The 25,691-nt window shown below is 71.0% G+C and carries 27 protein-coding genes; 11 read left to right on the forward strand and 16 right to left on the reverse strand.

Annotated features, from left to right (window positions below; all coding sequences use genetic code 11):
• Positions 1 to 2 precede the first annotated feature (2 nt).
• The 3 genes from ACNTMW_RS06245 to ACNTMW_RS06255 are packed head-to-tail and all read right to left on the reverse strand — an operon-like array spanning position 3 to position 3,541.
• Complete coding sequence (locus ACNTMW_RS06245) at positions 3 to 812, reverse strand: HAD family hydrolase (RefSeq protein ID WP_426632411.1); 810 nt, start codon at positions 810 to 812, stop codon at positions 3 to 5.
• A gap of 15 nt (positions 813 to 827) precedes the next feature.
• On the reverse strand, positions 828 to 3,260 hold the full coding sequence (locus ACNTMW_RS06250) for a glycoside hydrolase family 65 protein (RefSeq protein WP_426632412.1): 2,433 nt from the start codon (positions 3,258 to 3,260) through the stop codon (positions 828 to 830).
• A gap of 17 nt (positions 3,261 to 3,277) precedes the next feature.
• The gene (locus ACNTMW_RS06255; RefSeq protein ID WP_426632413.1) at positions 3,278 to 3,541 is read right to left on the reverse strand and encodes a trehalose-phosphatase; all 264 of its coding nucleotides are present in this window, start codon (positions 3,539 to 3,541) and stop codon (positions 3,278 to 3,280) included.
• A gap of 215 nt (positions 3,542 to 3,756) precedes the next feature.
• Here ACNTMW_RS06255 and ACNTMW_RS06260 point away from each other — a divergent pair, with 215 nt between their 5' ends.
• From ACNTMW_RS06260 to ACNTMW_RS06270, 3 genes are all read left to right on the forward strand, one after another.
• Entirely contained in the window at positions 3,757 to 4,206 is a 450-nt protein-coding gene (locus tag ACNTMW_RS06260) for a MarR family winged helix-turn-helix transcriptional regulator (RefSeq protein WP_426632414.1), read from the forward strand.
• An 85-nt stretch (positions 4,207 to 4,291) separates the two neighbouring features.
• Entirely contained in the window at positions 4,292 to 5,155 is an 864-nt protein-coding gene (locus ACNTMW_RS06265) for an MFS transporter (protein ID WP_426632415.1), read from the forward strand.
• A complete protein-coding gene (locus ACNTMW_RS06270; protein WP_426632416.1) occupies positions 5,092 to 5,883 on the forward strand; it encodes an MFS transporter in 792 nt (263 codons plus the stop codon). The genes ACNTMW_RS06265 and ACNTMW_RS06270 overlap by 64 nt, the downstream gene beginning before the upstream one ends.
• Before the next feature lie 101 nt (positions 5,884 to 5,984).
• Here the strand turns inward: ACNTMW_RS06270 and ACNTMW_RS06275 are convergent, their stop codons facing one another.
• Positions 5,985 to 6,461, reverse strand: a complete 477-nt coding sequence (locus tag ACNTMW_RS06275) for a universal stress protein (RefSeq protein WP_426632417.1) — start codon at positions 6,459 to 6,461, stop codon at positions 5,985 to 5,987.
• Between the two features lie 46 nt (positions 6,462 to 6,507).
• Here ACNTMW_RS06275 and ACNTMW_RS06280 point away from each other — a divergent pair, with 46 nt between their 5' ends.
• A complete protein-coding gene (locus tag ACNTMW_RS06280) occupies positions 6,508 to 6,972 on the forward strand; it encodes a MarR family winged helix-turn-helix transcriptional regulator (RefSeq protein ID WP_426632418.1) in 465 nt (154 codons plus the stop codon).
• Positions 6,973 to 6,989: 17 nt separating this feature from the next.
• Entirely contained in the window at positions 6,990 to 8,702 is a 1,713-nt protein-coding gene (locus tag ACNTMW_RS06285) for an MFS transporter (protein WP_426632419.1), read from the forward strand.
• A gap of 77 nt (positions 8,703 to 8,779) precedes the next feature.
• Here ACNTMW_RS06285 and ACNTMW_RS06290 read toward each other — a convergent pair whose 3' ends face one another.
• The 8 genes from ACNTMW_RS06290 to ACNTMW_RS06325 are packed head-to-tail and all read right to left on the reverse strand — an operon-like array spanning position 8,780 to position 17,545.
• Positions 8,780 to 9,769, reverse strand: a complete 990-nt coding sequence (locus ACNTMW_RS06290; RefSeq protein WP_426632420.1) for a MaoC family dehydratase — start codon at positions 9,767 to 9,769, stop codon at positions 8,780 to 8,782.
• Positions 9,766 to 10,608, reverse strand: coding sequence for an HpcH/HpaI aldolase/citrate lyase family protein (locus tag ACNTMW_RS06295; protein ID WP_426632421.1), 843 nt, complete (start codon positions 10,606 to 10,608; stop codon positions 9,766 to 9,768). Before ACNTMW_RS06295 ends, ACNTMW_RS06290 begins: the two co-directional genes overlap by 4 nt.
• Complete coding sequence (locus ACNTMW_RS06300) at positions 10,608 to 11,822, reverse strand: CoA transferase (protein WP_426632422.1); 1,215 nt, start codon at positions 11,820 to 11,822, stop codon at positions 10,608 to 10,610. Before ACNTMW_RS06300 ends, ACNTMW_RS06295 begins: the two co-directional genes overlap by 1 nt.
• Complete coding sequence (locus ACNTMW_RS06305; protein ID WP_426632423.1) at positions 11,819 to 13,039, reverse strand: acetyl-CoA C-acetyltransferase; 1,221 nt, start codon at positions 13,037 to 13,039, stop codon at positions 11,819 to 11,821. Before ACNTMW_RS06305 ends, ACNTMW_RS06300 begins: the two co-directional genes overlap by 4 nt.
• Positions 13,040 to 13,069: 30 nt before the next feature.
• On the reverse strand, positions 13,070 to 14,686 hold the full coding sequence (locus ACNTMW_RS06310; RefSeq protein ID WP_426632424.1) for an AMP-binding protein: 1,617 nt from the start codon (positions 14,684 to 14,686) through the stop codon (positions 13,070 to 13,072).
• 17 nt (positions 14,687 to 14,703) lie between these two features.
• The gene (locus ACNTMW_RS06315; RefSeq protein ID WP_426632426.1) at positions 14,704 to 15,519 is read right to left on the reverse strand and encodes an alpha/beta fold hydrolase; all 816 of its coding nucleotides are present in this window, start codon (positions 15,517 to 15,519) and stop codon (positions 14,704 to 14,706) included.
• Positions 15,516 to 16,358, reverse strand: coding sequence for a MaoC/PaaZ C-terminal domain-containing protein (locus ACNTMW_RS06320; RefSeq protein ID WP_426632427.1), 843 nt, complete (start codon positions 16,356 to 16,358; stop codon positions 15,516 to 15,518). The genes ACNTMW_RS06315 and ACNTMW_RS06320 overlap by 4 nt, the downstream gene beginning before the upstream one ends.
• Positions 16,355 to 17,545, reverse strand: a complete 1,191-nt coding sequence (locus ACNTMW_RS06325; protein WP_426632428.1) for an acyl-CoA dehydrogenase family protein — start codon at positions 17,543 to 17,545, stop codon at positions 16,355 to 16,357. The genes ACNTMW_RS06320 and ACNTMW_RS06325 overlap by 4 nt, the downstream gene beginning before the upstream one ends.
• Positions 17,546 to 17,631: 86 nt before the next feature.
• Between ACNTMW_RS06325 and ACNTMW_RS06330 the strand changes: the two genes are divergently transcribed.
• The 3 genes from ACNTMW_RS06330 (at position 17,632) to ACNTMW_RS06340 (ending at position 21,019) form a co-directional block, all read left to right on the forward strand.
• Positions 17,632 to 18,261 (forward strand): TetR-type transcription factor C-terminal domain-containing protein, encoded by a 630-nt coding sequence (locus tag ACNTMW_RS06330; protein ID WP_426632429.1) that lies wholly within the window; start codon positions 17,632 to 17,634, stop codon positions 18,259 to 18,261.
• Between the two features lie 197 nt (positions 18,262 to 18,458).
• Complete coding sequence (locus ACNTMW_RS06335; protein ID WP_426632430.1) at positions 18,459 to 19,808, forward strand: MFS transporter; 1,350 nt, start codon at positions 18,459 to 18,461, stop codon at positions 19,806 to 19,808.
• Positions 19,809 to 19,852: 44 nt separating this feature from the next.
• Complete coding sequence (locus ACNTMW_RS06340) at positions 19,853 to 21,019, forward strand: acyl-CoA dehydrogenase family protein (protein WP_426632431.1); 1,167 nt, start codon at positions 19,853 to 19,855, stop codon at positions 21,017 to 21,019.
• A gap of 6 nt (positions 21,020 to 21,025) precedes the next feature.
• Here ACNTMW_RS06340 and ACNTMW_RS06345 read toward each other — a convergent pair whose 3' ends face one another.
• Together ACNTMW_RS06345 and ACNTMW_RS06350 are read right to left on the reverse strand one after the other, a co-directional pair.
• Positions 21,026 to 21,373, reverse strand: a complete 348-nt coding sequence (locus tag ACNTMW_RS06345; RefSeq protein WP_426632432.1) for a hypothetical protein — start codon at positions 21,371 to 21,373, stop codon at positions 21,026 to 21,028.
• A gap of 167 nt (positions 21,374 to 21,540) precedes the next feature.
• Entirely contained in the window at positions 21,541 to 21,798 is a 258-nt protein-coding gene (locus ACNTMW_RS06350) for a hypothetical protein (RefSeq protein WP_426632434.1), read from the reverse strand.
• A 284-nt stretch (positions 21,799 to 22,082) separates the two neighbouring features.
• On the opposite strand from ACNTMW_RS06350, the gene ACNTMW_RS06355 reads away from it, so the two are divergent.
• Both ACNTMW_RS06355 and ACNTMW_RS06360 read left to right on the forward strand, forming a co-directional pair.
• A complete protein-coding gene (locus ACNTMW_RS06355) occupies positions 22,083 to 22,949 on the forward strand; it encodes a helix-turn-helix domain-containing protein (protein WP_426632436.1) in 867 nt (288 codons plus the stop codon).
• Between the two features lie 19 nt (positions 22,950 to 22,968).
• Positions 22,969 to 23,166 (forward strand): DUF397 domain-containing protein, encoded by a 198-nt coding sequence (locus tag ACNTMW_RS06360; RefSeq protein ID WP_426632437.1) that lies wholly within the window; start codon positions 22,969 to 22,971, stop codon positions 23,164 to 23,166.
• Positions 23,167 to 23,345: 179 nt separating this feature from the next.
• On the opposite strand, the gene ACNTMW_RS06365 is transcribed toward ACNTMW_RS06360, so the two are convergent.
• Together ACNTMW_RS06365 and ACNTMW_RS06370 are read right to left on the reverse strand one after the other, a co-directional pair.
• Positions 23,346 to 23,729: a nuclear transport factor 2 family protein gene (locus tag ACNTMW_RS06365; RefSeq protein ID WP_426632438.1), complete on the reverse strand. Its 384-nt coding sequence runs from the start codon at positions 23,727 to 23,729 to the stop codon at positions 23,346 to 23,348.
• A gap of 63 nt (positions 23,730 to 23,792) precedes the next feature.
• Complete coding sequence (locus ACNTMW_RS06370) at positions 23,793 to 24,422, reverse strand: alpha-ketoglutarate-dependent dioxygenase AlkB (protein WP_426632439.1); 630 nt, start codon at positions 24,420 to 24,422, stop codon at positions 23,793 to 23,795.
• Positions 24,423 to 25,112: 690 nt separating this feature from the next.
• Here ACNTMW_RS06370 and ACNTMW_RS06375 point away from each other — a divergent pair.
• Positions 25,113 to 25,646 (forward strand): hypothetical protein, encoded by a 534-nt coding sequence (locus ACNTMW_RS06375; RefSeq protein ID WP_426632441.1) that lies wholly within the window; start codon positions 25,113 to 25,115, stop codon positions 25,644 to 25,646.
• Positions 25,647 to 25,691 lie beyond the last annotated feature (45 nt).

Consider the following 25,691-nt stretch of genomic DNA (forward strand, 5'->3'; position numbering starts at 1 on the left):
CGTCACCCGCGACGGCTCACCTGCTCGCGACGCCGGATGAGTTCGTGGCGGGCCAGGCCGGCCACGTCGACCTCGTCCAACGAGGCGACGACGAGGTCGGCGTGCGCGTCCACCAGCAGGTCCCGGTCATCGGCACGGGCGACCCCCAACGCGGCCATCCGGCCGGCCTTCGCGGCCTGCACGCCGCTGACCGCGTCCTCGACGACGAAGCACTGCTCCGGCGGGACGCCGAGTTCGGCGGCCGCGGTCAGGAAGATCTCCGGATCCGGTTTGCCGTGCGCCAGGTCGCGGCCGGACAGGTCGGCGTCGAAGAAGTCGCGCAGGTTCAGCCCCGGCCGGATGAAGTCATAGGTCAGGCCCTCCTGCTGCGCGAACGTGTCGAGCCGGATCTGACTCAGGAAGCGGTCGGCGTTCTTCGACGACGAGGCCGCTGCCGTGGGGATGCCGGCCGCGCGGACGGCCAGCACGAACCGCAGCGCGTCGGGGTACGCGTGGAACTCCCGGGCCTCGATCAGCCGGACCAACTTCTGCTGCTTGTGTGCGGCGTAGGCGTCCACCCGGTCGCGGGCGTCCGGGACCTTGAAGTACTCAAGCGCCGCCAGCGCACCGCTCATGCGGGGCTTGCCCGACAGGACGCGTTCGTAGACCTCGGGGGTGAAACGCTCGTCGGACCACTCGCTCCGGTCGCGGATGTCCGCCCACTCGCCCTCCATCAGCTCGCGCAGCGACTCCTTCCACGCCCGTTCGTGCGGCGAGTCGACCAGGACGCCGTCGACGTCGAAGATGGCTCCCTGGAATCCCTCGGTGGGCATGGTCGCCCCTCCTTGTTATCGGCGTACCGCCGACGGCTGCGCGGTGAGCGCGAACCGGCACTCAATGCCCGGACCCAGCTCGCGGACCTCGTCGCCGACGCCGACCCGCAGCGGGCCGCGGAAGCCCTCGGCCTCCGCGAGTACCGACAGCTCGTCGTCTTTGACCCCTACCCGAAGTGAGGTCCCCCGGAACCTCATCGTGAACGCGACCCCGTCGAGCCGGTCGAGCAGCCGCGGTTCGAAGCGCAGGACGCCGTCGTCGGCGATGCTGGTGCCGAGGTAGCTTCGCTGCAGCAGGTCCAGGGTCCCGGACATGACACCCATGTGGATGCCTTCCTTGGTGGTCCCGCCCTGCACGTCGCAGATGTCGCTGCCCAGTGCCACCATGAACCGGTCCCAGGAGCTGGCGGGGTCGAGACCGGCCAGCACGCCGGCGTAGGTGACGAGGCTCAGCGTCGAGCCGTGGGAGGTGCGCCGGTCGTAGTAGTCGATGGTGCGCCGCGCCAGGTCGCTGTCGTAGCGGTACCCGAGCCGCTCGAACAGCGCCCGCAGCTCGTCGTGGCCGAACAGGAAGAACAGCATCACCGCGTCGGCCTGCTTGGACACCTTGTAGCGGTTGGGGTCCTCGCCCTCGGCCCGCAGGATCCGGTCCATCCGCTGGATATTGGGGTACGCGGCGCGGTAGTGGTCCCAGTCCAGCTCCGCCAGGTCGGCGTAGCCTTCGAACTGGCTGATGACGCCGTCGTGGAAGGGGATGTACATCCGGCGGCTCATCTCCTCCCACCTGCGCAGCTCCTCGTCGGTCACGCCGAGGCGCGCCCGCAGCGCCGCGCACCGGCTGGGCGGGAGCAGGTTGAGCACCCGCGGCGCGGTCGCGGCGATCCAGGCCACCATGGCGTTGGTGTAGGCGTTGTTGCGCAGGCCGGGCTGCGTGGCTCCCGGGTAGCGTTCGTGGAATTCGTCCGGCCCCATCACCCCGTGGATCTCGTACCGCTGCCGCTGCGGGTTGTCGTGCGCGATCGACGCCCAGAAGCGCGCGATCTCGAGCATCAGCTCGGCGCCGTAGTCGCGGAGGAACTCCAGGTCGTCGGTCGCCTGGTAGTACCGCCAGACGTTGTAGAAGATCGCGGCGCTGACGTGGCGCTGGTTGCGGCTCTCGTCGGGCTCCCAGCGGCCGGACAGCGGATTGAGGTGGACGGTCTGGGTCTCCTCGGTGCCGTCGCTGCCGCTCTGCCACGGGAACATGGCGCCCCGGTAGCCCGCGTCGCACGCGGCCGCCCGGGCCTCGGTCAACCGACGGTACCGGTACAGCAGCAGCGCGCGGGTGATCTCGGGTAGGCGCAGGTTGAGGAACGGGTAGACGTAGAGCTCGTCCCAGAACACGTGCCCGCGGTAGGCCTCGCCGTTGAGGCCGCGCGCCGGCACCCCGGCGTCGTGCCTCGCGGTGTGCCGGGAGCAGACCTGCAGCACATGGGCGACGTGGAAGCGCAGCAGCAGCTGCGCGCGCGGTTCGCGGGGCAGCTGGATGTCGCAGACGTCCCACAGCTCGGCCCAGGCCGACTCGTGCTCGGCGAGCGCCTCGGCGAAGTCGGGGTATCGCGACACGTGCCGGGTGGCGGCGGTGAGCGGTTCGGTGATCGCGTTGTCGTGGGACGTGAACAACGAGACCATCTTCTCCACGCGGGTCGGGCGGCCCTGCTCGACGTCGAAGGCGAGGATCTGCTGGATGTAGTCCTCCTTCTGGTACAGGTCGCGGTCGACGTTGCCCGCGACGCCGTCGTGGAACACCCGGGTACGGGCGGCCTCGGCCACGTAGATGTCGGACTGGCGGGTCTGCACCCTCAGCGCGATGATCTCGTCGCCGGCCGTCCGCGGCGACACCGGATCGAGGTGGCGGCCTTCGAGCCCGCGGTACCGCGCGACGATGCGGTTGGTCATCCGGCCGTCCAGCGCGGTCACCACCTCGGCGCGGCCCGACCAGTTCTCCGGGATCAGCATCCACTCCAGGCAGGCCTGGTGGCTGTGGACCATGCTCACGAACCGACGGCTCCGCAGCGTGGTCACGCGCCCGGCGCGGTCACGGAACCGCAGTTCACGCTGTACCAGCGCTGACCGGATGTCGTAGGTGTGCCGGTAGTCGAGCAGCTCGACGTTGTCGAGCCGGATGGCTTCCTCGCCCTCGATCCGCAGCTTCAGCACCAGCCAGTTGGGCAGGTTGACCAGGTCCTCGTTCCAGATCGGGATACCGCCGAAGATGGTGGTCTCCCGGTTGTAGCCGCCGTGGGCGTAGGTGCCCGGGTAGTGCACCTCGCTCATGTCCTCCCACTCGGCCGTCCCACGCGTGCAGAAGTAGCCGTTCCCGGTGGAGGTCAGCGCCTCGCGCAGCGCCTCGGCGTCCGGGTCGAAGTGGTCGTAGGCGATGGTGAAGTCGTACATGGCGCCCCCCATGAGCGCATCGGGTGTGGTCAGCACCCCAGCCCGGTCAGGAACTGCTCCACCTCCCCGGTGGAGGCGAGGACGAACTCGGCGGCGGTGGCCCGGCCCGCCACGTCGGGGTCGTCCGGTCGGCCGACGAGGATGCCGACTCCCCGTCCGCGCAGCGCACGGAACGCGTCCTCGTCGGTGATGTCGTCACCCAGGTAGAGCGGGACACGTCGAGGTGGCGGCCGCGTGGACGGCCGGATGACCGACCGCGTCCTCGCCCGGTACCAGGGCTCGAGGCGCACCACCGCGACCCCTTCCACGGTAACGCGATCACCGAACCGCTGGCCGCCGCCGGCCGGGGCGTGTGGCGCTGCCCGATGCCGCCGGAGTACGTGCCAGCGGCAACGGATCGCCGGTCCGCTCGCCGGTCCGCGGGGATCGTGGGTGACCTATCTCGCAGGCCCCGGAACTTACATAGGTATGCCGGCATACCTAGTCTGGGGGTGTGGGTGGACCCGGCATGGATGACGCGGCAGTCGCGGCAGGGGTGGTGGACGTGGCGCCGCAGCTGCACCGCGCCCTGGAGCGGCGCGCGGACGCCGACTTCGCGCACCCGAAGCCGCCCGAGGTGCAACTCGCCGTGCTACGGCTGCTCCAGGAACGCCCTGGGGTGATGGTCCGAGAGGTGGCCCACGAGCTGCAGCTGAAACCCAACAACGCCAGTGCGCTCGTGTCCGCGATGGTGGCCGCCGGCATGGTGCGCAAGGAACAGGACCAGCGGGATCGACGGGTGGTGCACCTGTACGTGACCGACGAGGCCCGCGGCCGGGCCGAGGCGGTCCAGGCGTTGTTCACCGGCTACGTCGCGGCCGCGCTGGACGCGTTGGAGCCCGTGCAACGGGAGGCGATCCGCGCCGCGTTGCCCGCTCTCGGCGCGCTCGCCCGGGAGATTCGCGCCGCAGGTCGCTGAACCGCCCCGCGATCCGGCGGGGATCCCACCACACTCACGCCCCCGCGAGGGCGTGCCTTTTCACGCGTCCGTAAGGAGATGTTCTTTGCCCGCCCGACAACACGAGACCGTAACCCTGCCCGCGCACGCACCACCTGCGGGCGCCGTGCCCGAGGTGAGCGGTCGCCGCGCCAATCCCTGGCTGTCGCTGATCGCCGTCGCCTTCGGACTGTTCATGGTGAGCCTGGACGGCAGTGTCGTGTCCATCGCCAACCCGGAGATCGGCCGGGACCTGCATGCGAGCACCGCCGAACTGCAATGGGTGACCAACTCCTACCTGCTGGCGCTGGCCGCCGCCCTGATCCTCGGCGGCAAGCTGGGGGACCGGTTCGGTCGGCGTACCTACTACATGGTCGGCGTGGCCGGGTTCACCGCGGCGTCGGTGGCGATCGGGTTGGCCGGCTCGATCGAGGGCGTGATCGCGTTCCGGGCGGTGCAGGGCTTCTTCGGCGCGCTGTTGATGCCCAACACGCTCGGCATTCTGCGTGCGGTGTTCCCGCCGAAGAAGTTCGGCATGGCGGTGGGTATCTGGGCCATGGTGTCGTCGGTGTCGACCGCGCTCGGGCCGATCGTCGGCGGGCTGCTCGTCGAGCACGTCAACTGGGAGTCGGTGTTCTACATCAACGCCCCGGTCGGGATCGCCGCGTTGGTCGTGAGCGCGCTGGTGCTGCCGCAGAACAGGAACTCCACCGGGCATCACCGCTTCGACGTGCCCGGCGTCCTGCTGCTCGCGCTCGGTCTGGTGGTGCTCATCTTCGCCATCGTCAAGGGTGAGGCCTGGGGTTGGGGGTCGGTGAAGACGATCGCCACGGTGCTGGCGGGCGTCGTGATCCTCGTCGGGTTCGGGTGGTTCGAGACGCGGGTCGCGCATCCCCTGCTGCCGATGCGCTGTTCCGCAGCCCGGCACTGACCATCGGTACCGCGATCACGGCGGTCAACTTCTTCGTCCTGCTCGGATCGATCTTCTACTTCATGCTGTACCTGCAGAACGTCCGTGGTTACACGCCGGTCATGACGGGTGTGCTGACCCTGCCGCTGAGCCTCGCCTCGGTAGCGGCTGCCCCGCTGGGCGCGGCGCTGACCGACCGGTTCGGGCCGCGGTTCTCCATGCCGCTGGGCATGCTGCTGGAGGGCGGGGCGTCCTTCGGGTTGCTGGCGCTCGGCACCCATTCGTCGTACGCGGTGATGTGGCCGTCCTTCGTCGCGCTCGGTCTGGGTGTCGGCATGGTGATGTCGGCGTCGTCGGAGGCCATCGTGGGCAACGCGCCGGTGCGGGACGGTGGGGTCGCCGGCGGGTTGCAGGCCACGGCGTTGCAGGTCGGCGGGGCGCTGGGCACCTCGGTGCTGGTCTCGCTGATCAGCAGCCGGGTCGGCTCGACCCTGATGTCGTCGCTGACCGCCGCCGGGGTGCCGGCACCGCTCGCCGAGGGGCTGCAGTCGGCGAAGGACGCGGTGGCGATGGGCGTCGCACCGGTCTCGGCCGACATGGGCGCTAGCGTGCGCGCCGCCGTCATCGAGGGAGCGGGCTCGGCGTTCATGGCCGGGCTGCACACCGCCGCCCTGGTCGCGGGGGTGCTCTGCGTCGTCGGCGCGATCGTCGCCGTCATCGGCATCCGCCCCGGACCCGGCACGGACTGAGCGCGACGAAGCCTGCCGATATTCTCTGTCGGTAGGTGGCGGCGGTCGAACCGCGCCGTCGTCGACCGATCCGAGCGCACCGCGACCACCGCCCTGAACGCCTACGGAATCACGACCACGGGCAGGCGGCGGCAACGGACGAGTTTGCCGGGCAGGCCTCCGGCGATCCGGTGTACTCCCTGTGCCGACGCGCCGAGGACGAGCAGGTCGGCGGCGCGGTCGCGGGCGATGGTGAGCAGGACCGAGGCCGGGTCGCCGTGGTGGTGCTCGAACCGAACCGCCACGCCCAGGTTCTCGGCGGCGTGTTGTACCTGCGTGCTGATGTCGGCGGCTACCTCTGCGGCGGCGGCCTCCCTGGCCTCGGCGGCGGAGGGGTCGGCGGCCAGCACTTCCAGGTAGCTCGGACCCGACGCGAAGATCGCCAAGAGCGGGCAGCGGGACCGCCGCGCGTGGCCGCAGGCCCATGCGAAGGCGCGCCATGCGCTCGGCGAGGCATCCACGCCGACCACCACCAGGCTGGGGCCGTCGACCCGTGCCGGGCTGTGCGCGGAGCGGGATGTGTCCAGGGGCTCGGTCACGACCGAAATATAACGCCTGAATATAAGTACGTGATATAAACGCCTCGTGTCAAAGATCCATCCACCGGCGGAGTTCGACGGAGTGGCACTGGCGGCCACTCTGGAGCGGGTCGTGTCGCTGCTGCGGCGACTGGCCCCGGCCGATGACATCTCGCTGACCGCGGCGGCGACGTTGCGCACGTTGGAGCTGGCCGGGCCGTGCCGGCTGTCCGAGCTCGCGACCCGGGAGGGCATCACCCAGCCGGCCATGACCCAGTTGGTGTCGCGTCTGGAGCGCGACGGTTACGCCGAGCGGCGTAGCTGTGCCGATGACGCCCGGGTGGTGATGGTGCACCTCACCCCGGTCGGCGCGGATGTGCTGCGCCGCCGCCGCGACGCGCGCGCCCGCCGGCTGGTGGAGCTGACCGACCGCCTGACCGCCGACGACCGTGCCGCTCTCGCGGCCGCCCTGCCCGCGCTGGACCGACTCGTCGACGCGCACCGCACCGACGACAGGAGAACTTCTCTATGAGCCATCAGCACAAATCCGTGACGGCCAGTCCGTTCCGCCAACCGAAAGCGGTGTGGGCGGTCGCGTTCGCCTGCGTCATCTCGTTCATGGGCATCGGTCTGGTCGACCCGATCCTGCCCGCGCTGTCGGCCAAGCTGCACGCCACCCCCAGCCAGGTGTCGCTGCTGTTCACCAGCTACCTACTGGTGACCGCGGTCGCGATGCTCGCCACCAACTGGGTGTCCAGCCGCATCGGTCCCAAGCGCACGCTCATCGCCGGTCTGGTGCTCATCGTGGTGTTCGCCGGCCTGGCCGGCACCTCGGACACCATCAACGGCATCGTCGGCTTCCGCGCCGGCTGGGGGCTCGGCAACGCGCTGTTCATCGCCACCTCGCTGGCGGTCATCGTCGCCTCCGCCAGCGGCGGGTTCGGCGGCGCGATCATCCTGTACGAGACCGCGCTCGGCATCGGCATCGCCGTCGGCCCGCTGCTCGGCGGCACGCTCGGCGGGATCAGCTGGCGCGGCCCGTTCTACGGCGTCAGCGTGCTCATGTTCATCGCGCTGATCGCGACCGCCGTCCTGGTGCCGTCGACGCCGACGCCGAAGGAGCGGACGTCGCTGGCCGCTCCGCTGACCGCGCTGCGCCACCGCGGCTTGCTGATCATGAGCCTGACGGCCGTGTTCTACAACTGGGGCTTCTTCACCATGCTCGGGTACGCGCCGTACCCGATGCACCTGTCGGAACATCAGCTCGGACTGGTCTTCACCGGCTGGGGTCTGCTGGTCGCGATCTTCAGCGTCGCGGTGGCGCCGCGACTGCAACAGCGGTTCGGCACCGCCAAGACGCTGTACGCCAACCTGTTCCTGCTCGCGGTCGTGCTCGCCGTCATCGGCGCGTTCACCGACTCGCCGACGACGGTGATCGTCGCGGTCATCGTGTGTGGCGCGTTCATCGGCATCAACAACACGCTGACCACGCAGGCGGTCATGACGGTCGCCCCGGTGCCCCGGCCGGTCGCCTCGGCCTCGTACGGATTCGTGCGCTTCATCGGCGGCGGCCTGGCGCCGTACGCCGCCGGCAAGCTGGCCGACCACTTCAACATGCACGTGCCGTTCTACGCCGGCGCCGCGGCCTTCGTCATCGCGATCGCCGTCCTGGCTACCGGCCACCGGATCCTCACCGAGGCCGAAGCGGCCGTGGCCTCGGACGAGGCGGCTTCCGGCCAGCCGCAGGAGGCCGTCGGTGAGGTCATCACCATCGGGCGGACCGGTGAGCCGAACGGTAACCGGCCGATCGTCGTCGCCATCGACGCCGGTTCGGCCACCGACGCGGTCACCGCAGCGGCTGTCGAGCTGGCCACCACCCTGCACGCGCCGCTGGAACTGCTGCACGTCCACGAGATCACGGTCGTCGGCGAGGAGGCCGTCGACCGGGAAACCTACGACCAGGCCCGCGAACGCGTCGAAGCGTACCTGCGCGAGCTGGCCGCCCGGGGCGTGCCCGCGTCCGGCCACATCCTGCGCAGCGTCGCCGACCACAGCAACGCCGGCAGCATGATCGCCAGCCACGCCAAGGCCGTCAACGCCCAGCTCATAGCGATCGGCAGCCCCGCCCACAGTGGCGTCGCCCACCTGCTCGACGGCAGCGCGAGCCAGCGGCTCATCACCGAGGCCGGCTGCCGTGTGCTGATCGTCCCGCCGGGAACCGATCGCGACGTCGCCGCCGACGGACATCCGGCCATGCGCTGACCGCGCGACACCCGGCCCGGTGCTGCCACCGCTCGTGACGAGCGGTGGCAGCACCGGGCCGGGTACGAGGGCGACCGCTAGGCGAGCACCGCGATCGGTCGCCAGTCGAGCACGTCGCGCTCCGCCGGCTCGCCGGCCGACCGGGCCCGTACCCGTACCCGCAGGTGCGCGAGGCAGCCACCGGTGGCCAGGGTCTCCACCGCCTCGACGGTCACCGTGCTGTACAACGTGTCGCCCTCCCGCACCGGTCCGGTGTGGTCGCAGCCGTGCCAGCCGGCCACCGTCACCAGGTTCGGTATCGCCCGGCTGACCTGCGCCATCGCGATGCCGATCGGGTGGCCGCCGTACACCAGCCGCCCGCCGGGCTGGGCGAACTCGTCGTGGTGCACCGCGGCCACGTTCAACGTGAGACGGGCGAGTTCGGGCGCGGAGGTGACCACGTCCCCGCCCGTGATCCGCCAGGTCGTACCGGTGGTCACGCCGTGCTCACCGGGCACGGCCGACCGGTACGCCGCCAGGTCGAATCCGGCGGCGAACCCGCCCATCAGCGTGGCCGACGGTGCAGCGCCGACGTCCGCCAGATCGGCGTGGTGCCCGGTGTCCACGCCGGGGTCACGCATCGGCAGCATGGCGCAGCGCCAGAAGTCCAGTACCGGCCGGTCGTGCTGGTCGGTGGTGGTGATCCGCAGCGCCGCGAGACCGGTCGGCCTGGAGCGGTTCTGGCGCAGCGCCACGACCTCGGTGCGGGTCCGCAGGGTGTCGCCCAGCACGGGCGCCCGGTGGAACGCGAAGCCCCGGTAGAACAGGTTGGCCACCACGCGCTGGGTGACCACTGTGGACTGGCCGATCGCGACGTCCCAGACGAGAGCCGGGTGCGCCATGGCGGTCTGTGCGCCGAGTACCCGCCGCGACAGCGGCTCGTCGAGCGGCAGGCGCAGTCGGCCGCCGACGATCTGCTGGTGCGCGGTCGCATGCCCGGCGGTCAGGGTGACCGCGGGCGTGGTGTCGAAGACGTCGCCCACCCGCAGGTCCTCGAAGTACGGACCGCCGACCGTCAACTCCGTCATTCTCCCGCCCTCTCCAGAGTGCGCCGGGCCTGCGCGGCGATCGCCTCGTCCAGCATCTGCCCGTTCAGTTCGACCGCGCCGGCCCCGCGCTCCGCCGCCGCGTCCAGCGCCGCGAGCACCTCGCGGGCGTGGCGCACCTGCTCGGCCGACGGGGTGAACGCCTCCCGTACCGCATCGACCTGGCGCGGGTGGATCACCCACTTGCCGTCGAAGCCGAGGTCGCGGGCTGCCCGGACGTGCGCCCGGAAGTCCTCGTCGTCGGCGACGCCGAGGTACGGGCCGTCGATGGCCACCACCCCGTTGGCGCGCGCCGCGACGAGTACCCGGTCCTGGACCGGTAGCCACGGGCCCGACTGTGCCCGGCCCAGGGAGGCGGCGAGGTCGGCGTACCCGAGGATCAGTGTCCGCAGCCGGGGGCTCGCCGCGGCGATCTCGTCGAGCCGGGCCAGCCCCTGCGCGGTCTCGATGAGGGCCTGCACCCCGACCGGGCCCCGCCGGCCCGTTGCCGCTTCGACGCCGTCGAGCAGCCGGTCGACGAACGCGAGGTCGTGCGCGCTCTCCACCTTCGGCACGATGATCGTCTGGGGGAGCGGGCCGTCCGCGCACATGATGATGTCCTCGTGGCACCACGGCGTCCCGACCGCGTTCACCCGCACCGCGACCTGCGCGCCGCCGAGCCCGGACAGCGCCGCGCGTACGGTCTGCCGCGCGGCGGCCTTCCCCGCCGGCGGCACGGAGTCCTCCAGGTCCAGCACGATCTCGTCGACGCCCAGTCCGGCGGCCTTCGTGATCTTCCGCTCGTCGACGCCGGGCACCGACAGGCAGACCCGCCGGGCCATCAGGCGGCCCCCGCGATCACGTTGGCGTCGTGCAGCTTGCCCAGCTCCGCCGGTTCGAGCCCGAGCACCTCGCTGAGCACCTCGTCGGTGTGCTGGCCGAGGACGGGCGCGGCGGCGGTCTCCCGGTACCCGCCGGCCCAGCGCAGCGGGGAGCGGGCCGCGATGGTGGGGCCGATGCCCGGCTGGTCCACCGAGGTGAGGACGGACCCGCCGGACCCCGCGCGGTAGGCGGCGACCACGTCGACCATGCCCTGGTAGCGGCTCCACAGCACGCGGGCCGCGTTGAGCGCCGCGCTGGCCTCGGCGAGGCTGCGCGCCGCGAACCACGGCCGCAGGATCGCCGCGATGGTCTCGCGCAGCCGGTACCGGTCGGACTCCAGCCGGAAGTCCACGTCCAGCGCCTGCTCCAGCGCCGTGAACACCTCCTCGGTACCGGTGACCTGGCGCAGCGCGTGCCACTGGCCCTCGGTGAGCGCGACGACCATGACCCGTTCGCCGTCGCGGGTGGCGAAGTCCACCCCGAAGCTGCCGTACACGTGGTTGCCGTGCCGGGGCCGCTCCGACCCGCGCAGCTCGGCCTCGGCCAGCCACCCGAGGTTGGCCACCCCGGCGGTCGCCACGTCGGCCAGGGCCAGCTCGATGTAGGCACCCCGCCCGGTCGCGCTCCGCTCGTGCAGCGCGGCGAGCACCCCGGTCGCCGCCGTCATCCCGGTGATCAGGTCCCAGGCGGGCAGCACGTGGTTGACCGGCGCCGCGGTCTCGTCACTGCCGGTGATCATCGGTATGCCGATCTCCGCGTTGACCGTGTAGTCCACCGCAGGGCGGCCATCGGCGTGCCCCTGGACGTGGACGTGGATGAGATCGTCTCGGCGGGCCGACAGTGCCTGGTAGGACAGCCAGCGCCGGCCGACGCTGTTGTCGACGAAGACGCCGCGGTCCGGGCCGGGTGCGGTGATGAGCGCGGTGACCAGTTCCCTGCCCTGCTCCGAGCGCAGGTCCACGGCCACCGACCGCTTGCCCTTGTTCAGCGCGGTCCAGTACAGGCTGTCGCCGCCCGGCGCCACCGGCCAGCGGCGGTAGTCGGCGGCGCCGCCGACCGGGTCGATCCTGATCACGTCCGCACCGAGCTGCCCGAGCGCCATTCCGCACGACGGCCCGGCGACGAAGCTGGCGCACTCCACGATCCGCAGGCCGGCGAGGGGACCGGTACTCATGACAGCCGCTCGAAGATCGCGGCGAGGCCCTGGCCACCGCCGATGCACATGGTCTCCAGGCCGTAGCGGCTCTCCCGGCGGCGCATCTCGCGCAGCAGCGTGGTCAGGATGCGCACACCGGTCGCGCCGACCGGGTGGCCCAGCGAGATGCCGGAGCCGTTGACGTTCAGCCGATCGAAGTCGTCGTCGCCGAACGTCCACTCGCGCGTGCACGCGAGTACCTGGGCGGCGAACGCCTCGTTGAGCTCGATCAGGTCGATGTCGGCCAGGGTCAGGCCGGCGCGGGCGAGCGCCTTCGCGGTCGCGGGCACCGGCCCGATGCCCATCGTGCGCGGCGGCACCCCGGCGGCGGCCCACGTCACCAGCCGCGCCATCGGCGCCAGCCCGAGCTCGTCGGCCTTCGCGCGGCTCATCACCAGGCACGCCGCGGCGCCGTCGTTCTGCCCGCTCGCGTTGCCCGCGGTCACCGTCGCCTCGGGGTCGTGGCGGCCCAGTACGGGGCGCAGCGAGGCCAGGGACTCTACGGACGCGTCGGCGCGCGGGTGCTCGTCCCGGGTGATCACCGTGTCCGGCCGGCCGCGCCTACCCGGCACGGTGACCGGCACGATCTCCTCGGCGAAGCGCCCGTCCTCGATCGCCGCGACGGCGCGCCGGTGCGAGTGCAGCGCGAGCCGGTCCTGCTCCTCGCGGGAGATGCGGTACTCGCGGCGGAGGTTCTCGGCCGTCTCCAGCATCCCGCCGGGCACCGGGTGGTTGCGGCCGCCCGCGGTCAGGCGCGCCCGGACCAGCCGGTCGTGCAGTTCGACGCCGCCGCCGCGGACCCCCCAGCGCATCGCGTCGGAGTAGAACTCGACGCGGCTCATGCTCTCCACACCGCCGGCGAGCACGATGTCGGCGACGCCGGTCTGTACCCGCATCGCGGCGTCGAGCACCGCCTGCAGTCCGGAGCCGCAGCGCCGGTCGACCTGCAGGCCGGGCACCTCGACGGGCAGGCCCGCGTCGAGGGCCGCGACGCGGCCGATCGCGGGCGCCTCGCCGTTGGGGTAGCACTGGCCGAAGATCACGTCGTCGATCGTGTCGGGTGAGACGCCGGTGCGCTCGAGGAGCTCCCGGATCACCGTGGCCGCCAGGTCGGTGGCGGCGACGTCGACGAAGACGCCACCGAACCGGCCGACCGCGGTGCGCAGCGGCTCGACGATCACCACATCGTTGGTCATGGAATCCCTTTCTTCCGCCCGCCGGGTCACTCAGTCCGACAGCCGTTGCTGTGCCCACTCGCGCAGGATGACCGCGCGGATCTTGCTGCCGTTGGTGCCCGACGTCGTGGGCATCTCGTCGATGACGTGGATCGCGGTCGGCACCTTGAACCGGGCGAGGGTCGCGGCGCACCACGCGCGCAGCTCCTGCTCGTCGGCGGAGCGCCCGGCCACCGGCACCACGAACCCGACCGCGACGGTCTCCCCGGTGGCGTCCCGGACGCCGACCACCTTCGCCGTCTGCACCGCCTCGTGGGCGGCGAGCCGGAACTCGATCTCGGCAGGGTCGACGAGGAACCCGCGCAGGCGCAGCACGTCGCCCATTCGGCAGACGTACTCGACACCGCCGTCCGGCGCGATGACCGCGAGGTCGCCGGTGCGGAACCAGCCGTCCGCGGTGAACGATCGCGCCGCCGCGGCCGGGTCGCCGAGGTACGCGTCGACCACGGTCGGCCCGCGCAGCTGCAGCTCGCCCTGCTCGCCGGGAGACAGAACCCGCTCGGTCACCGGGTCCACCGTTCGGGCCGCCATGCCGGGCGACACCAGGCGGCCGCCGCCGGACCAGCGCCGCGGCTCCGGCTCGTCGTGCGGCCAGAACAGGGTCAGCGCGAACACCTCCGAGGAGCCGTACACGCCCGACGTGAGCGTGCCGAACTCGTCGCGCGCCCACGCCGCGAGCTCCTTCGACCTGCCGATGAAGTCCGCCACGCCCAGCCAGCGCCAGGCGGACAGGTCGCGCGGCCGGCGCCGCCAGGCCTGTTCGACGCGGCTGACCATGTCGTCGCCGCCGACGAGCTGGGTCACGCCGTACCGCTCCATGTCGGCGACCACGGCGTCCTCGTCGAACACGGGCTCCAGCAGGCACGCCGCGCCGCCCGCCAGGGCAGCCATCGCCGTGTTGAACCCGAACACGCCCGACAGCGGCAGCACGCACAGCACGACGTCACCCTCGCGGATGCCGATGCCCCGCGCGTCGGCGAAGGCGTGCGCGACGACGGCGGACTCGGAATGAGCGGCGAGCTTCGGCATCCCGGTGGAGCCGGAGGTCGTGAATGCCACCGCCAGCTCGTCGCCATCGCTCTCGGCGGTCTCGGTCTCGGCGTCGGGTAGCTGGCTGGCGGGCGTGGGTATCCAGGCGCCCGCGCCGACGTCGTACCCCGCCGGGTCGTCGGGCGCGCTGCCGTGCGGCCCGGCCACGACAGCCACGGCCGGAGCGGGCGCCTCGGCCCGGCCGACCGCCTCGCGCAGCCGGCCGATGAGGTCGAGCCCGTGGAATTCGTGCGCGACCGCCATGACCTTCGGCCTGGCCCGGTCGAGCACGTGACGTACCTCGTCGACGTTGTACCGTGTGTTCACGCCGATCACGTGCGCGCCCAGCGATGCCGTGGCGAACTGCCACACCAGGGCGTCCGACCAGTTCGGCAGCCATACGGCCACACAGTCGCCGCGCCCCACTCCGGCGTGCGACAGGTCGGCGCGCAACCGCAGGGTGCGCCGCCACAGCTCGCCACTGCTGACCGTGACCGGCTGCCGGGGATCGGCGTCGATCGCGACGGTCGCGTCCGCGTCGTGCCGTACCAGCTCCGACAGCAACGACAGCAGGTTCATGTGATGTCCTCCCACCCTCATCCGGCTACCGGTTGCGCGGCGGCGAGCTCGGTGAGCCAGCCGTGCAGTACGCCGGCGAAGCCGTCGATCTCCTCCATGGGGTAGTGGCCGATGCCCTTGAGCACCGTGCAGCGTGCCCCGGGGATCTGCGACGCGGCCCATCTCACCTTGGCCGGGTCGAGCCACAGGTCGTCCTCGCCGACCACCAGGTGCACCGGGCAGCTGATCGACGGCAGCTTCGCGCGCACGTCGTGGGTGCCCCACCCGATCAGGTCCGAGGTGGACACGGCCGGGTCCTCCCGGCGGTGCATCTGCGCGATGAGCTCGGCCCGCTCCGGCGGTAGCGAGCTGCCTACGACGGCGAGGGTACCGAGGTACGTGCGGTCGGCGCGGCTCGCCGCCGCCACGTCCTCCAGCTCGCGCCGCAGCCCGGACACGCTCACGGTGCCGGTGCCCGCCTCGGCGGCCATCGCGACCGCGCCCGACAGGTCGTCGCCCATGCGGGTCGCGAGGTCGAGGGTGATCTTGCCGCCGATCGAGCAGCCGACCACGAACGGGCGCTCGAGTCCGAGGACGCGGATCAGCCGCTGGCACCACTGCGCGTACCCGCCGAGGTCGCTGACCGGGCCGCCGACCGCCGGTTCCGAACGGCCGTGGCCGGGCAGGTCGGGTACGACGACGCGGTAGCCGAGCGCGGCCAGCTCGCGCGTGGTGTGCCGCCATTGCACACCGCTCTGACCCGCGGTGTGGACGCACAGCACGGCCGGACCGTCGCCGGCGATCTCCACGTAGGACAGGGAGCCGTCGAGCTCCAGGTATCGGGCCTCGATCACCGTGCTGCTCCCTCTGCCGCGAGTGCGCGGGCGTTGTCGACGATCACGTGCAGCACTTTCGTCAGCCGCAGGTACTCGTAGCCGCTGCCGGTGACCTGGAACTGCCCGCGCATCGCACGTCGCATGAAGTCGTTCACCGGGCCGGTGACGAGCTCGGTCCAGGTGAGCTCGCTCGCGGCCAGGGTGAACGTCGCGCCGTGCGGGGCGCGCCGGGTCACCTCGATCACGGCGCCGCGGTAGACGCGCAGGTGTATCTCCGCGTCACCGCAACGAAGCCCGACGGTGCCGTCCCAGCTCGACGTGGCGGAGGTGAACCGTACGTCGGCGGCGAGGCGTTCGACGAGCGCGTCCGCCCACGGCGCGGTCCCGAACGCCGACCACACCGGGTCCGGGCCGGTGTCCCGGGCGCGTACCAGCATCGCGGTGCTGCCCTCCTGTACCGGCTCGTCACGCTGGTTGAGCAGGACGACGTGCCGGTTGACCACCCCCTCGGAGCCGCTGGAGGTGCGCCGGCACCGCGTGATGGTCATCCGGAACCGCAGCGTGTCGCCGACCGTGACCGGAGCGAGGTAGCGCCAGTCGGTGTCCAGCAGCGCCACCACGGTGTCGTCGACGAGGTGCAGGTCGTGGAAGAGGCCGAAGAACACGGCCACCCCGAAGGGGCCGTGCACGATGGGGCTGCCGAACCGGGTCGTCGCCGCGTACTCCGGGTCGGTGTGCAGCCGGTGGCGGTCACCGCTGATCTCGGTGAAAGCCTTGAGGTCGGTATCGGTGACGACGCGGGTACCGCTCTCGAAGCGCTCGCCGACCGTGAAGTCCTCGAAGTACCGGGAGGTCATGACGCCTTCCCCAGCAGCTCGTCGGAGATGATCCGCAGCTGGATCTCCGAGGTGCCTTCGAAGATCCTGGTCAGCCGCGCGTCGCGCCAGTGGCGTTCCACCGCGAAGTCGGTGGTGTAGCCGGCGCCGCCGTGGATCTGGATGGCCTCGCTGGTCACGCGTTCGGCCATCTCGCTGGCGAACAGTTTGGCCATGGAAGCCTCCAGCGCGCACTCCCCGCCGCGGTCGATCTCGGTCGCCACGTGGTACATGAGCTGGCGCGCGGCCTCGATCTGCGCGGCCATCCAGCCGATCTTGAACCGGATGGCCTGGAAGTCGGCGATGGGGTGGCCGAACTGCACCCGCTGGTGGACGTAGGCGATGGAGTCCTCCAGCGCGGCGCGGGCGAGCCCGATCGCGCGGGCGGCGGTGTGCGCCCGGCCCACCTCGAGGCCGCTCACCGCGAGATAGAAGCCCCGGCCCTCCTCGCCGAGCAGCGCGTCGGCCGGCAGGCGCAGGCCGTCGAAGGACAGTTCCCAGGTGTTCCAGCCGTGGTAGCCGATCTTGCGGACCTTGGTGCCGGTGACGTGCCCGGGGAACGTGCCGCGCTCCTTCTCGATGAGGAACGCGCTGATGCCCCGGTGCGGCTTCGCGGGATCCTTTTCCGGGTCGGTACGGGCGAAGAGCACGAGGTAGTCGGCCTCGTCGGCGTACGTGCACCACATCTTGGTGCCGTTGATGACCCACTCGTCGCCGTCGCGACGGGCCCGGCACGAGATGTTGGCGACGTCCGAGCCGGCCTCGGCCTCCGACAGTGCGTAGGCGCCGAGGTACTCACCGCGGGCGACCTTCGGCAGTAAGCGTGCCTGTTGCTCGGCGGTGAAGCCGCCGCCCATGCCGTTGCCGCGGGCCAGCAGGCCCGACACGCTCATCCATGCCCGGGAGAGCTCCTCGGCGACCAGGCAGTACTCGAACACGCCGAGCCCGAGGCCGCCGTGCGCTTGCGGGATCAGGATGCCGAAGAAGCCCATGTCGGCCATCTGCTGCCGCAGCTTCGCCGGGATCACGCCGTGCTCCGGGTCCAGTCTGTTGGCGACCGGGAGCACCTCGTTCATCGCGAACTCGCGGGCGAGCTGCTGGATCTCCCGTCGCTCGTCGGTCAGATAGGTGGGCGCCGGCGTGGCCGGTGCTGCCGGTCGATGGGTCATGGCACTCCCAAATCACACGAACGAACGTTCTTTCAGTACCCAATCACCAGAGCCCGATGGCGTCAAGGACCTGTACGCTCGCACACATGAACGAACGTTCTCTCGCGGCCACGACGGCCCTGATCGGAGATCCCGGGCGCCGCAACGAGGTGGCGATCCTGAACGCCGCGCTCACGGCCTTCGGCGAGAAGGGCTTCTACGGCGCGTCGATGCGCGACGTCGCCCGCGGCGCGAACACCAGCCTGTCCAACCTCTACAACTACTTCCCGTCGAAGGGCCGCCTGCTCGGCGCGTTGCTGCGCTGGGCCAACGACGAACTGTTGGCACGCACGCGCGCCGCCGTCGAGAACGCCGGAGCCGACCCGGTCGCGCGACTACGGGAGGCGGTCAGGGCGTACGTCGGCTTCGTGGTGGACCACCAGGCGGCCGCGCTCGTGGCGATCAGCGAGATCCGGTACCTGGAGGGGGAGGAGCGCGACCAGGTCGTCCACGCCCGGGACAATACGCAGGCCATCTTCAGTACGCTCGTGGCGGAGGGGGTCGCGGCGGGCGAGTTCGCCACGCCGTACCCCGAGGATGCCGCGCGCAGCATCGTCGCGATGTGTTCGGCGATCTCCACCTGGTATCGCGAGGGTGGGCGCCTGTCCAAGGAGGCGCTCGGGGAGCGGCACGCCCGGTACGCGCTCGCGCTTCTCGAATCGCGCCGTCTCGCCTGATCGGCTCTTCCGCTGCCGGTGGCCGCCGCCGGCAGCGGCCGGCGGCCATGTCGGCCATGTCGGCCATGTCGTTGAGGTTCCGGGAGCCGGCGGTCGAATTGCTCATTCGTGAGTCTTGCCACTGGCGGTGAGTGCGCCTAGCTTATGAACGATCGTTCGTACGTAGCCGCGCAGGTGCGGTGTCGGAGGTAGCTCACATGCGTGTGGATCAAGGCGCCCCGCCGAGGATGGGACGGCTCGCGGGTGCCGCGGTGCTGGCGACCGCCCTGGAGTGGTTCGACTTCCTCATCTACTCGACGGCGGCGGCGCTCGTCCTCGGCCCGCTTTTCTTCCCGAAGTTCAGCGGGGTCGCGGGCACGCTCGCCTCCTTCGCCACCTTCGCCGTCGGATTCTTTGCCCGCCCACTCGGCGGCATCATCGCCGGGCACGTCGGTGACCGTTTCGGGCGCAAGCCGCCGCTGGTCGGCGCCATGGTCGTGATGGGCGTGGCGACGTTCGGCGTCGGTGCGCTGCCGACCTACGCGCAGATCGGAAACTGGGCGCCGATCCTGCTGGTCATCATGCGGCTCATCCAGGGACTGGGCGTGGGTGCGCAATGGGGCGGCGCCGCGCTGCTGCTCACCGAGCACTCGCCGGTCGAGCGGCGTGGCTTCTACGGCAGCCTCATCCAGACCGGCGCCATCTTCGGCTCGGTGGCGGGCACCGGAGTCTTCCTCCTGCTCACCTCGGTGCTGTCGAGCAAGCAGTTCGACAGCTGGGGCTGGCGGATCCCCTTCCTCGCCGGGCTGCTGCTGGTCGTCATCGGGATCTACGTCCAGCTCAAGATCGAGGACACCCCGGTTTTTCAGTCCCTGCAGGAGAAGTCCGCCACCGCGAAGCAGGAAGCCGGCATCCGCAAGGCGCCGCTGCGCGAGGCGATCCGCCGGTACTGGAAGGAGATCCTGCAGGCGGCCGGCGCGTTCTTCGTCGTCAACGCCACGTTCTACATCCTCATCAGCGGCATGATCGACTACGGCACCACGCACGTGGGCATGCCGAAGACGACCACGCTGCTGTGCGTCATGGCGGCCGGCGCGACCCAGCTCATCACGATCCCGCTGTTCGGCGCGCTGTGCGACCGGTGGGGCCGGCGCAAGCTGTTCATGGCGGGCGCCGCACTGATGGGGCTGTACGCGTTCCCGATGTTCTGGCTCGTCAACACCGGGTCGGCGCCGGTGGTGTTCGTGGGCCTCGTCATCGGCTTCACCATCCACGCCATGATGTACGGGCCGCAGGCGGCGCTGTACGCGGAGATGTTCCCGGCTGACGTGCGGTACTCGGGCGCGTCGCTCGGCTACCAGATCGCGTCCGTCTTCGCCGGCGGCCTCGCGCCGTTCATCATGACCGCGCTCCTGGCGGCGACCGGCTCGGCGTGGTCGGTGTCCGCGTACATCGTGGTGATGGCGGTGGTGACCTTCGTGGCGGTCTACACGATCCGGGAATCGTTCCGCCGCGACCTGCACGAGACGTCCGACCAACCGGCCGAAACGCCGCTGGCCGTCGTCTGACGGCGAGCAGACCGCACGTCCGCCATCGACCAAGGAGCAGCGCGGTGAGCACCATCGACATCCTCGACGCCGACGAGCAACTCATCGTCGGTACCGTCCGCGAGTTCGTCGACGCCGACGTCAAGCCGGTGGCGCGGCAACTGGAGCACGCCAACACGTACCCGGCGGACCTGATCGAGCAGATGAAGGAACTCGGGATCTTCGGCCTGGCGATCCCGGAGGCCTACGGTGGCACGCTGGTGTCGACCCCCTGCTACGTGCTGGTCACCGAGGAACTCGCCCGGGGATGGATGAGCCTGGCCGGGGCGATGGGCGGCCACACCGTGGTGGCGAAGCTGCTGCTGCACTTCGGCACCGAGGAGCAGAAGCGCCGGTACCTGCCGCGGATGGCCACCGGTTCAGTCAGGGCGACGATGGCCCTGACTGAACCGGGTGGCGGCTCGGACCTGCAGGCCATGCGTACCGTGGCGCGCCGCGACGACGCGGGGTACGTGATCAACGGGGCGAAGACGTGGATCACCAACTCCCGCCGGTCCCAGCTCATCGCGCTGCTGTGCAAGACCGATCCCGCCGCCGAGCCGAAGCACCGCGGCGTCTCCATCCTGCTCGTCGAGCACGGGCCGGGGCTCACGGTCTCCCGTGACCTGCCCAAGCTGGGCTACAAGGGGGTGGAGAGCTGCGAGCTGTCCTTCGACGACCTCCGGGTACCCGCCGACGCCGTCCTCGGCGGCGTCGAGGGCAGCGGGTTCGCGCAGATGATGAAGGGGCTGGAGACCGGGCGGCTCCAGGTCGCCGCCCGCGCGCTCGGGGTCGGCCGCGCCGCGCTGGAGGACGCGCTGCGCTACGCCCAGGAGCGTGAGTCGTTCGGCAAACCCATCTGGCAGCACCAGTCGATCGGCAACTACCTCGCCGACATGGCGACATCGCTGTCCGCGGCGCGCCAGCTCACCCTGTACGCGGCGCGTGAAGCGGACGCCGGCAGGCGGGTGGACATGGAAGCCGGCATGGCGAAGCTGTTCGCGTCCGAGACCGCCATGCAGATCGCGCTGAACGCGGTGCGCATCCACGGCGGCTACGGGTATTCGACCGAGTTCGACGTCGAGCGGTACTTCCGCGACGCGCCCCTGATGATTGTCGGCGAGGGTACGAACGAGATCCAGCGCAACGTGATCGTGCGCCAGCTCATCGCGCGTGGCGGCCTGGAAGCCTGACTCTCGTCACGGTTCCTGGTCCTCGTACGGTGCGGGCTGCTGCGTGAGCCAGCCGAGAAACCGCCCGTACAGTTCGCCCACGGCGCGGTTCGGCAGGTCCGCGCAGCAGTCCACGAAGTACCCGCCCATCAGCAGGCCGAGCGACACGGGCGTCCCGTCGAATTCGGCGCCCAGCTGGTGGCGGCGTGTCTCGCACGGCCACGGTGCGCCGCAACCGGCGCACACCCAGAGGGGCCGGATGGGGACGTGGACGTTCATCCGGGCCAGTGCCCGGGGGAGTCGGTGATGAGGGCGCGCGGGATCGGGCACGGCCACCGCGCGCCGCAGCGGCACGTCGGGCGGAGTCTCCGCCATGACCACCTCCGTGTGTGCCTGTTGCGGAGCGCGGCCAGGTACCCCTCGATGTAGGGGTTCGGCATCGTAGGACCTCCCGTAAAGAGGGGGGAGCGCGGCGACCCAGGGGAAGGGGCAGGGGTGACCCTGCGGTCGCCGCGCTCCGGTACGTGAGCCCAAGGTTCCGGTCAGGACCAGGGCACGATCCTGTCCTTCGCGCGGCGGATCAGGCCGGCGACGTCCTCCTCGACGTACCCGACCGGCGCGAGCACCGTGCGGCCCCATCGGTTCAACGCGCAGGGCCAAGCGTGACAGCCGGCGTACACCGTCCCCGTGGGCCAGCCCAGGCCCAGGTGGACGACGACGGCCTTCGGCGCGTACGCGAGGTCGTCGTCGGCGGGGTGCGCCGGTACCGGGTACTCGATCTCGTCCACGTCGCTGGGCACCAGAGGTCTCCGTCGCGGTGGGGAAGGGGGCAGCCCGGCGGGGAGTGGCGCGACACGACCCACATGCACGGTTCCTCCCCGCCGGGGGTCTTGCACGCCGAACGTCGCCGCAGCTCTCGATGGCGGTACAGCAACGCCGGCAGAGTGAGACTGGCAGTGCCGTGCTTACAGACACAAGACTTCCATGGAATTTCTGCGTGGATGTGCAACCGCGGAATTTGCGAGCTTGCTTCTCTCAAGTGGAGAGGGGAACACTGGGCGCGCCCATCGATCAGGAGGTTGACGTGCCCAGGCCCACTGGTCCGACCATCGCCCGGTGGCAACTTGCCCGCGAGCTACGCCGGCTGCGCGAGGCGGCGGGAATCAGCCATCGCGAGATCGCGGAGGAGATCGGCTGCTCCGAGTCGAAGATCTACAAGATTGAGTCCGGTGACGTCGGACTGGGCCGGTCAGACCTGCTGGTGATGCTCGACCGCTACGGTCTCAGGCAAGGCACCGACGACGCGACGCGAACGACCCTGCTCGACTGGCAGAAGCAGGGCAAGGAACGTGGCTGGTGGGCCACGTTCGGACAGCTTCCGAACCCGTACTCGATGTACATCGGACTGGAGTCGGCGGCGACTACCATCCGGAACTTTGAGCTGGCCGTCGTACCCGGACTGCTCCAGACCGAGGACTACGCCCGAGCCGTCATCGAGGCTACCTGCTCGCGGGAGGGCGAGGACGAGATCGAGCGGCGGGTGCAGGTTCGGATGGCGCGGCAGGCATGCCTGACCGAAGACCCTCCGCTGGAGTACTGGGCGATCATCGACGAGGGTGCACTGCACCGGCAAATAGGTGGCAAGGAGGTGATGCGGGCCCAGCTCGCGCATCTGATCGAGATGAGTAAGCGGCCCAACGTCACCGTTCAGATCCTGCCGTTCACCGAAGGTGCTCATCCCGGAACGCTCGGATCTGTGATCCTGCTTGAGTTTCCGGAGGAGGTGCACTCGCCCGTCGCCTACGTCGAGACGTACGCCGGTGACGTGTATTTGGAGAAGGAGGACGATCTGCGCCGGGTTACCCTCACGTATACCCACATGCACGCGGCCGCCCTCAGCGTCACGAAGTCCCGTGAGCTGATCGCGGCCGTCGCCAAGCAACTGGCGTAACGGAGGAGGAGGCGCGACGGTGGACCTGTCTCGCGCCATCTGGCGTAAGAGCACGAGAAGTCAAGGCAACGGAGCCTGCGTCGAGGTCGCTGACCTCGGTGCGGCCGTAGCTGTCCGGGACTCGAAGGACACGACCGGTCCGGTTCTGATCTTCACTCCGGCCGAGTGGAGCGCCTTCGTCGAGGGCGCCAAGGCCGGAGAGTTCGACCAGTCCTGACCTCAGATCTCAACGAAGCACTGTGAGGGCGACTCGTACCAGGGGTCGCCCTCATGTCTGCGAACGGCTATGGCCGTTCCTACCCCGGCCGGGATCGTCACCCGGTGCTGGGACGGCCAAGGCGGCGCAGGTGCTGCGGCTCGGCGGCCTGCCCGCGCGGCGACATCTCGAGGTCGGGCCTACCAACGGTCGACCAGATGCTCGCGGCCGGACGGCGGGTCATACGGCTCCGGCCAGTAGTCGACGATCCGGATGATCAACCCGTCGTCGGAAAACTCGAACCACACGCAGGCGTCCTGGTGCTCGGCGCCGACGCGGGCATCGATCCACGCCGCCGCATGACGGCCATCGGCGACGATGCGACGTACCTCAAGATGCCAGTCCCCGGGATACTCCCGGTTGAATTGCAGGAAAGCCGACCTGCCGCGAATCCGTTCCCGGGTCTGTGGCATCTCGTACACCACGTCGTCGGCCAGCAGATCGCTGAACCGTTGCCAGTCACGCTGTTCGGCGCTGTCGACGTAGACGCGCACGGACTCTCGGGTTCTCGATGTCTCGTCCACGGCCGCACGCTACCTGGCGGCACCGACAGTCGGCCCCCGGCGCATCCGCCGTGCCGGCGTACCTCAGCGGACGCCGCGTGGGCGGAACTGGACGCTGATGCGGGGACCGACCGGTCGGGCCGTCTTCGGGATCGCGTGCTCCCAGGTCCGCTGGCACGACCCGCCCATGACAATCAGATCGCCGTGGCCCAGTGATCGCCGCACGACCGTGCCGCCGCCGCCCCGGGGGCGCAGCAGCAGCGGCCGGGGCGCGCCGACCGACACGATCGCGACCATGGTGTCCTCGGTGCTTCCGCGCCCGATGGTGTCGCCGTGCCAGGCGACGCTGTCCCGGCCGTCGCGGTAGTAGCACAGGCCCGCGGTGCGGAACGGCTCGCCCAGCTCGGCGGCGTAGTGCGCGCTCAGCGCCGCGCGGGCCGCGTCCAGTACCGGGTCGGGCAGGTGGGTGGTCTCGGGGTAGAAGCACAGCAGCCGGGGGACGTCGACGTCCCGGTCGTACATCCGCCGCCGCTCGGCGTGCCACGGCACGCCGGTGACGAGCCGCTCGAACAGCGTGTCGGCGCCGGTGAGCCAGCCGGGGAGGACGTCGATCCAGGCACCCCGACCCAAGGTTGTGCGCTCGACCGCGTCCAGCGGCCCGAGGCCGACCGCCTCGACCGCGTCGAACAGGGACCCCTGCAGCTCGACCGTCATGACGCCAGCATAGCGACCAGATCGAACAGCTGTTCTATGTCGTTTACCGTTGATACGAACATCTAAGGTCAAGGTCATCGAAGCCGATGACGCTCTTGATGGCGCGCGCACGCGTCGCGCGCCTGACGGGGAGGCTTCGCGGCGGTGGTGGACTGCCCGCGCGGGCATCGGGGCAAGGTCGTGCGCGCGGGAACCTACGGGCCCGCGGGACGGCGGCGGCAGCTGTGGTGGTGCTACCCGGACGGCAAGACCAAGACCGACGCGCACCGGTTCTCCGAGGCGGTGCCGCGGATGCTGCTGGCCGCGCCTGGGCACGTGTGTACCGAGTGCTCGACGACGCTGGAACAGTTCGAGGGGCCGCCGCACCCGCGTGGCTACGAGTTCGCCGCGCACCATCGCGGCCGCGCTGGTCGCCGTCGGCAACGGCGCGAGCGCTGGGGTGTGGCGCAAGGCGGTCGCGGCTGCCCGGCCGCCCATCACCGACGACGACGGCAACGTCATACCGGCACCACAATTCCTGCGCTGCCAGTGGCACGTCGGGCAGACGATGCGCTCGTCGCTTCGCGCCTCCCGGGTGCTCCCGCCGCGCATCGACGAACGCTCCGAAACCACCGTGGACACCGGCCTGCCCTGGCCGCAGAACCGGCGCTCGGTGCGCCCGCGGGCCGTCGCCGCCCCGCCGGACCCGACGTGGACGCCGACGCCGGGCCGCAAGCGCACCGGGGACCGCCGACGGGAACGCCTGGCCGCCATGTTCGGCCGGGAAGGCGAGTCCGCTTCGCTCAGCTGCCGGACGAGGACATCGACCGCCACCCGCTGGCCCGCGCCGTCGCCCGCGCACTGCGCGGCGAACAGGACTGGGACAACCGCGTCAGGCTCGCCCACGAATGGCAGGCCCAGCCGCTGACCCGATGGCTGGACAAGAACGTCGAGCTGCGCGCCCAGACCGGACACGGCTACGCCCGCAGCGTCGGTGGCCTGGAAGGGCAGCTGGCCATCGTGCGCCGGATGCTCACCGACCGGGCGCACCTGCTGACCAACAGCGTGCGCACGCAACGGCTGCTGGACCTCATCACGCTCCAACTGCGCGGCCTCGCCGACGAACGCGCCTACGCGACGCGCATCGCCGACCACCTCGCGCGCCCAGCTCCCGCGGGGCAGGCCCGCGGCGCGGTCCCGCGCCAGCGCGTCGGCGTCGTCGGTGCGCCCCGCCTCCACGCCTGAATCCTCTGCCGCCGGTCCGGTGCCGTGGCGGGCCGGCGAGCCCGA

The sequence above is a fragment of the Planosporangium spinosum genome, from assembly GCF_049999945.1.
Classification (GTDB): domain Bacteria; phylum Actinomycetota; class Actinomycetes; order Mycobacteriales; family Micromonosporaceae; genus Planosporangium; species Planosporangium spinosum.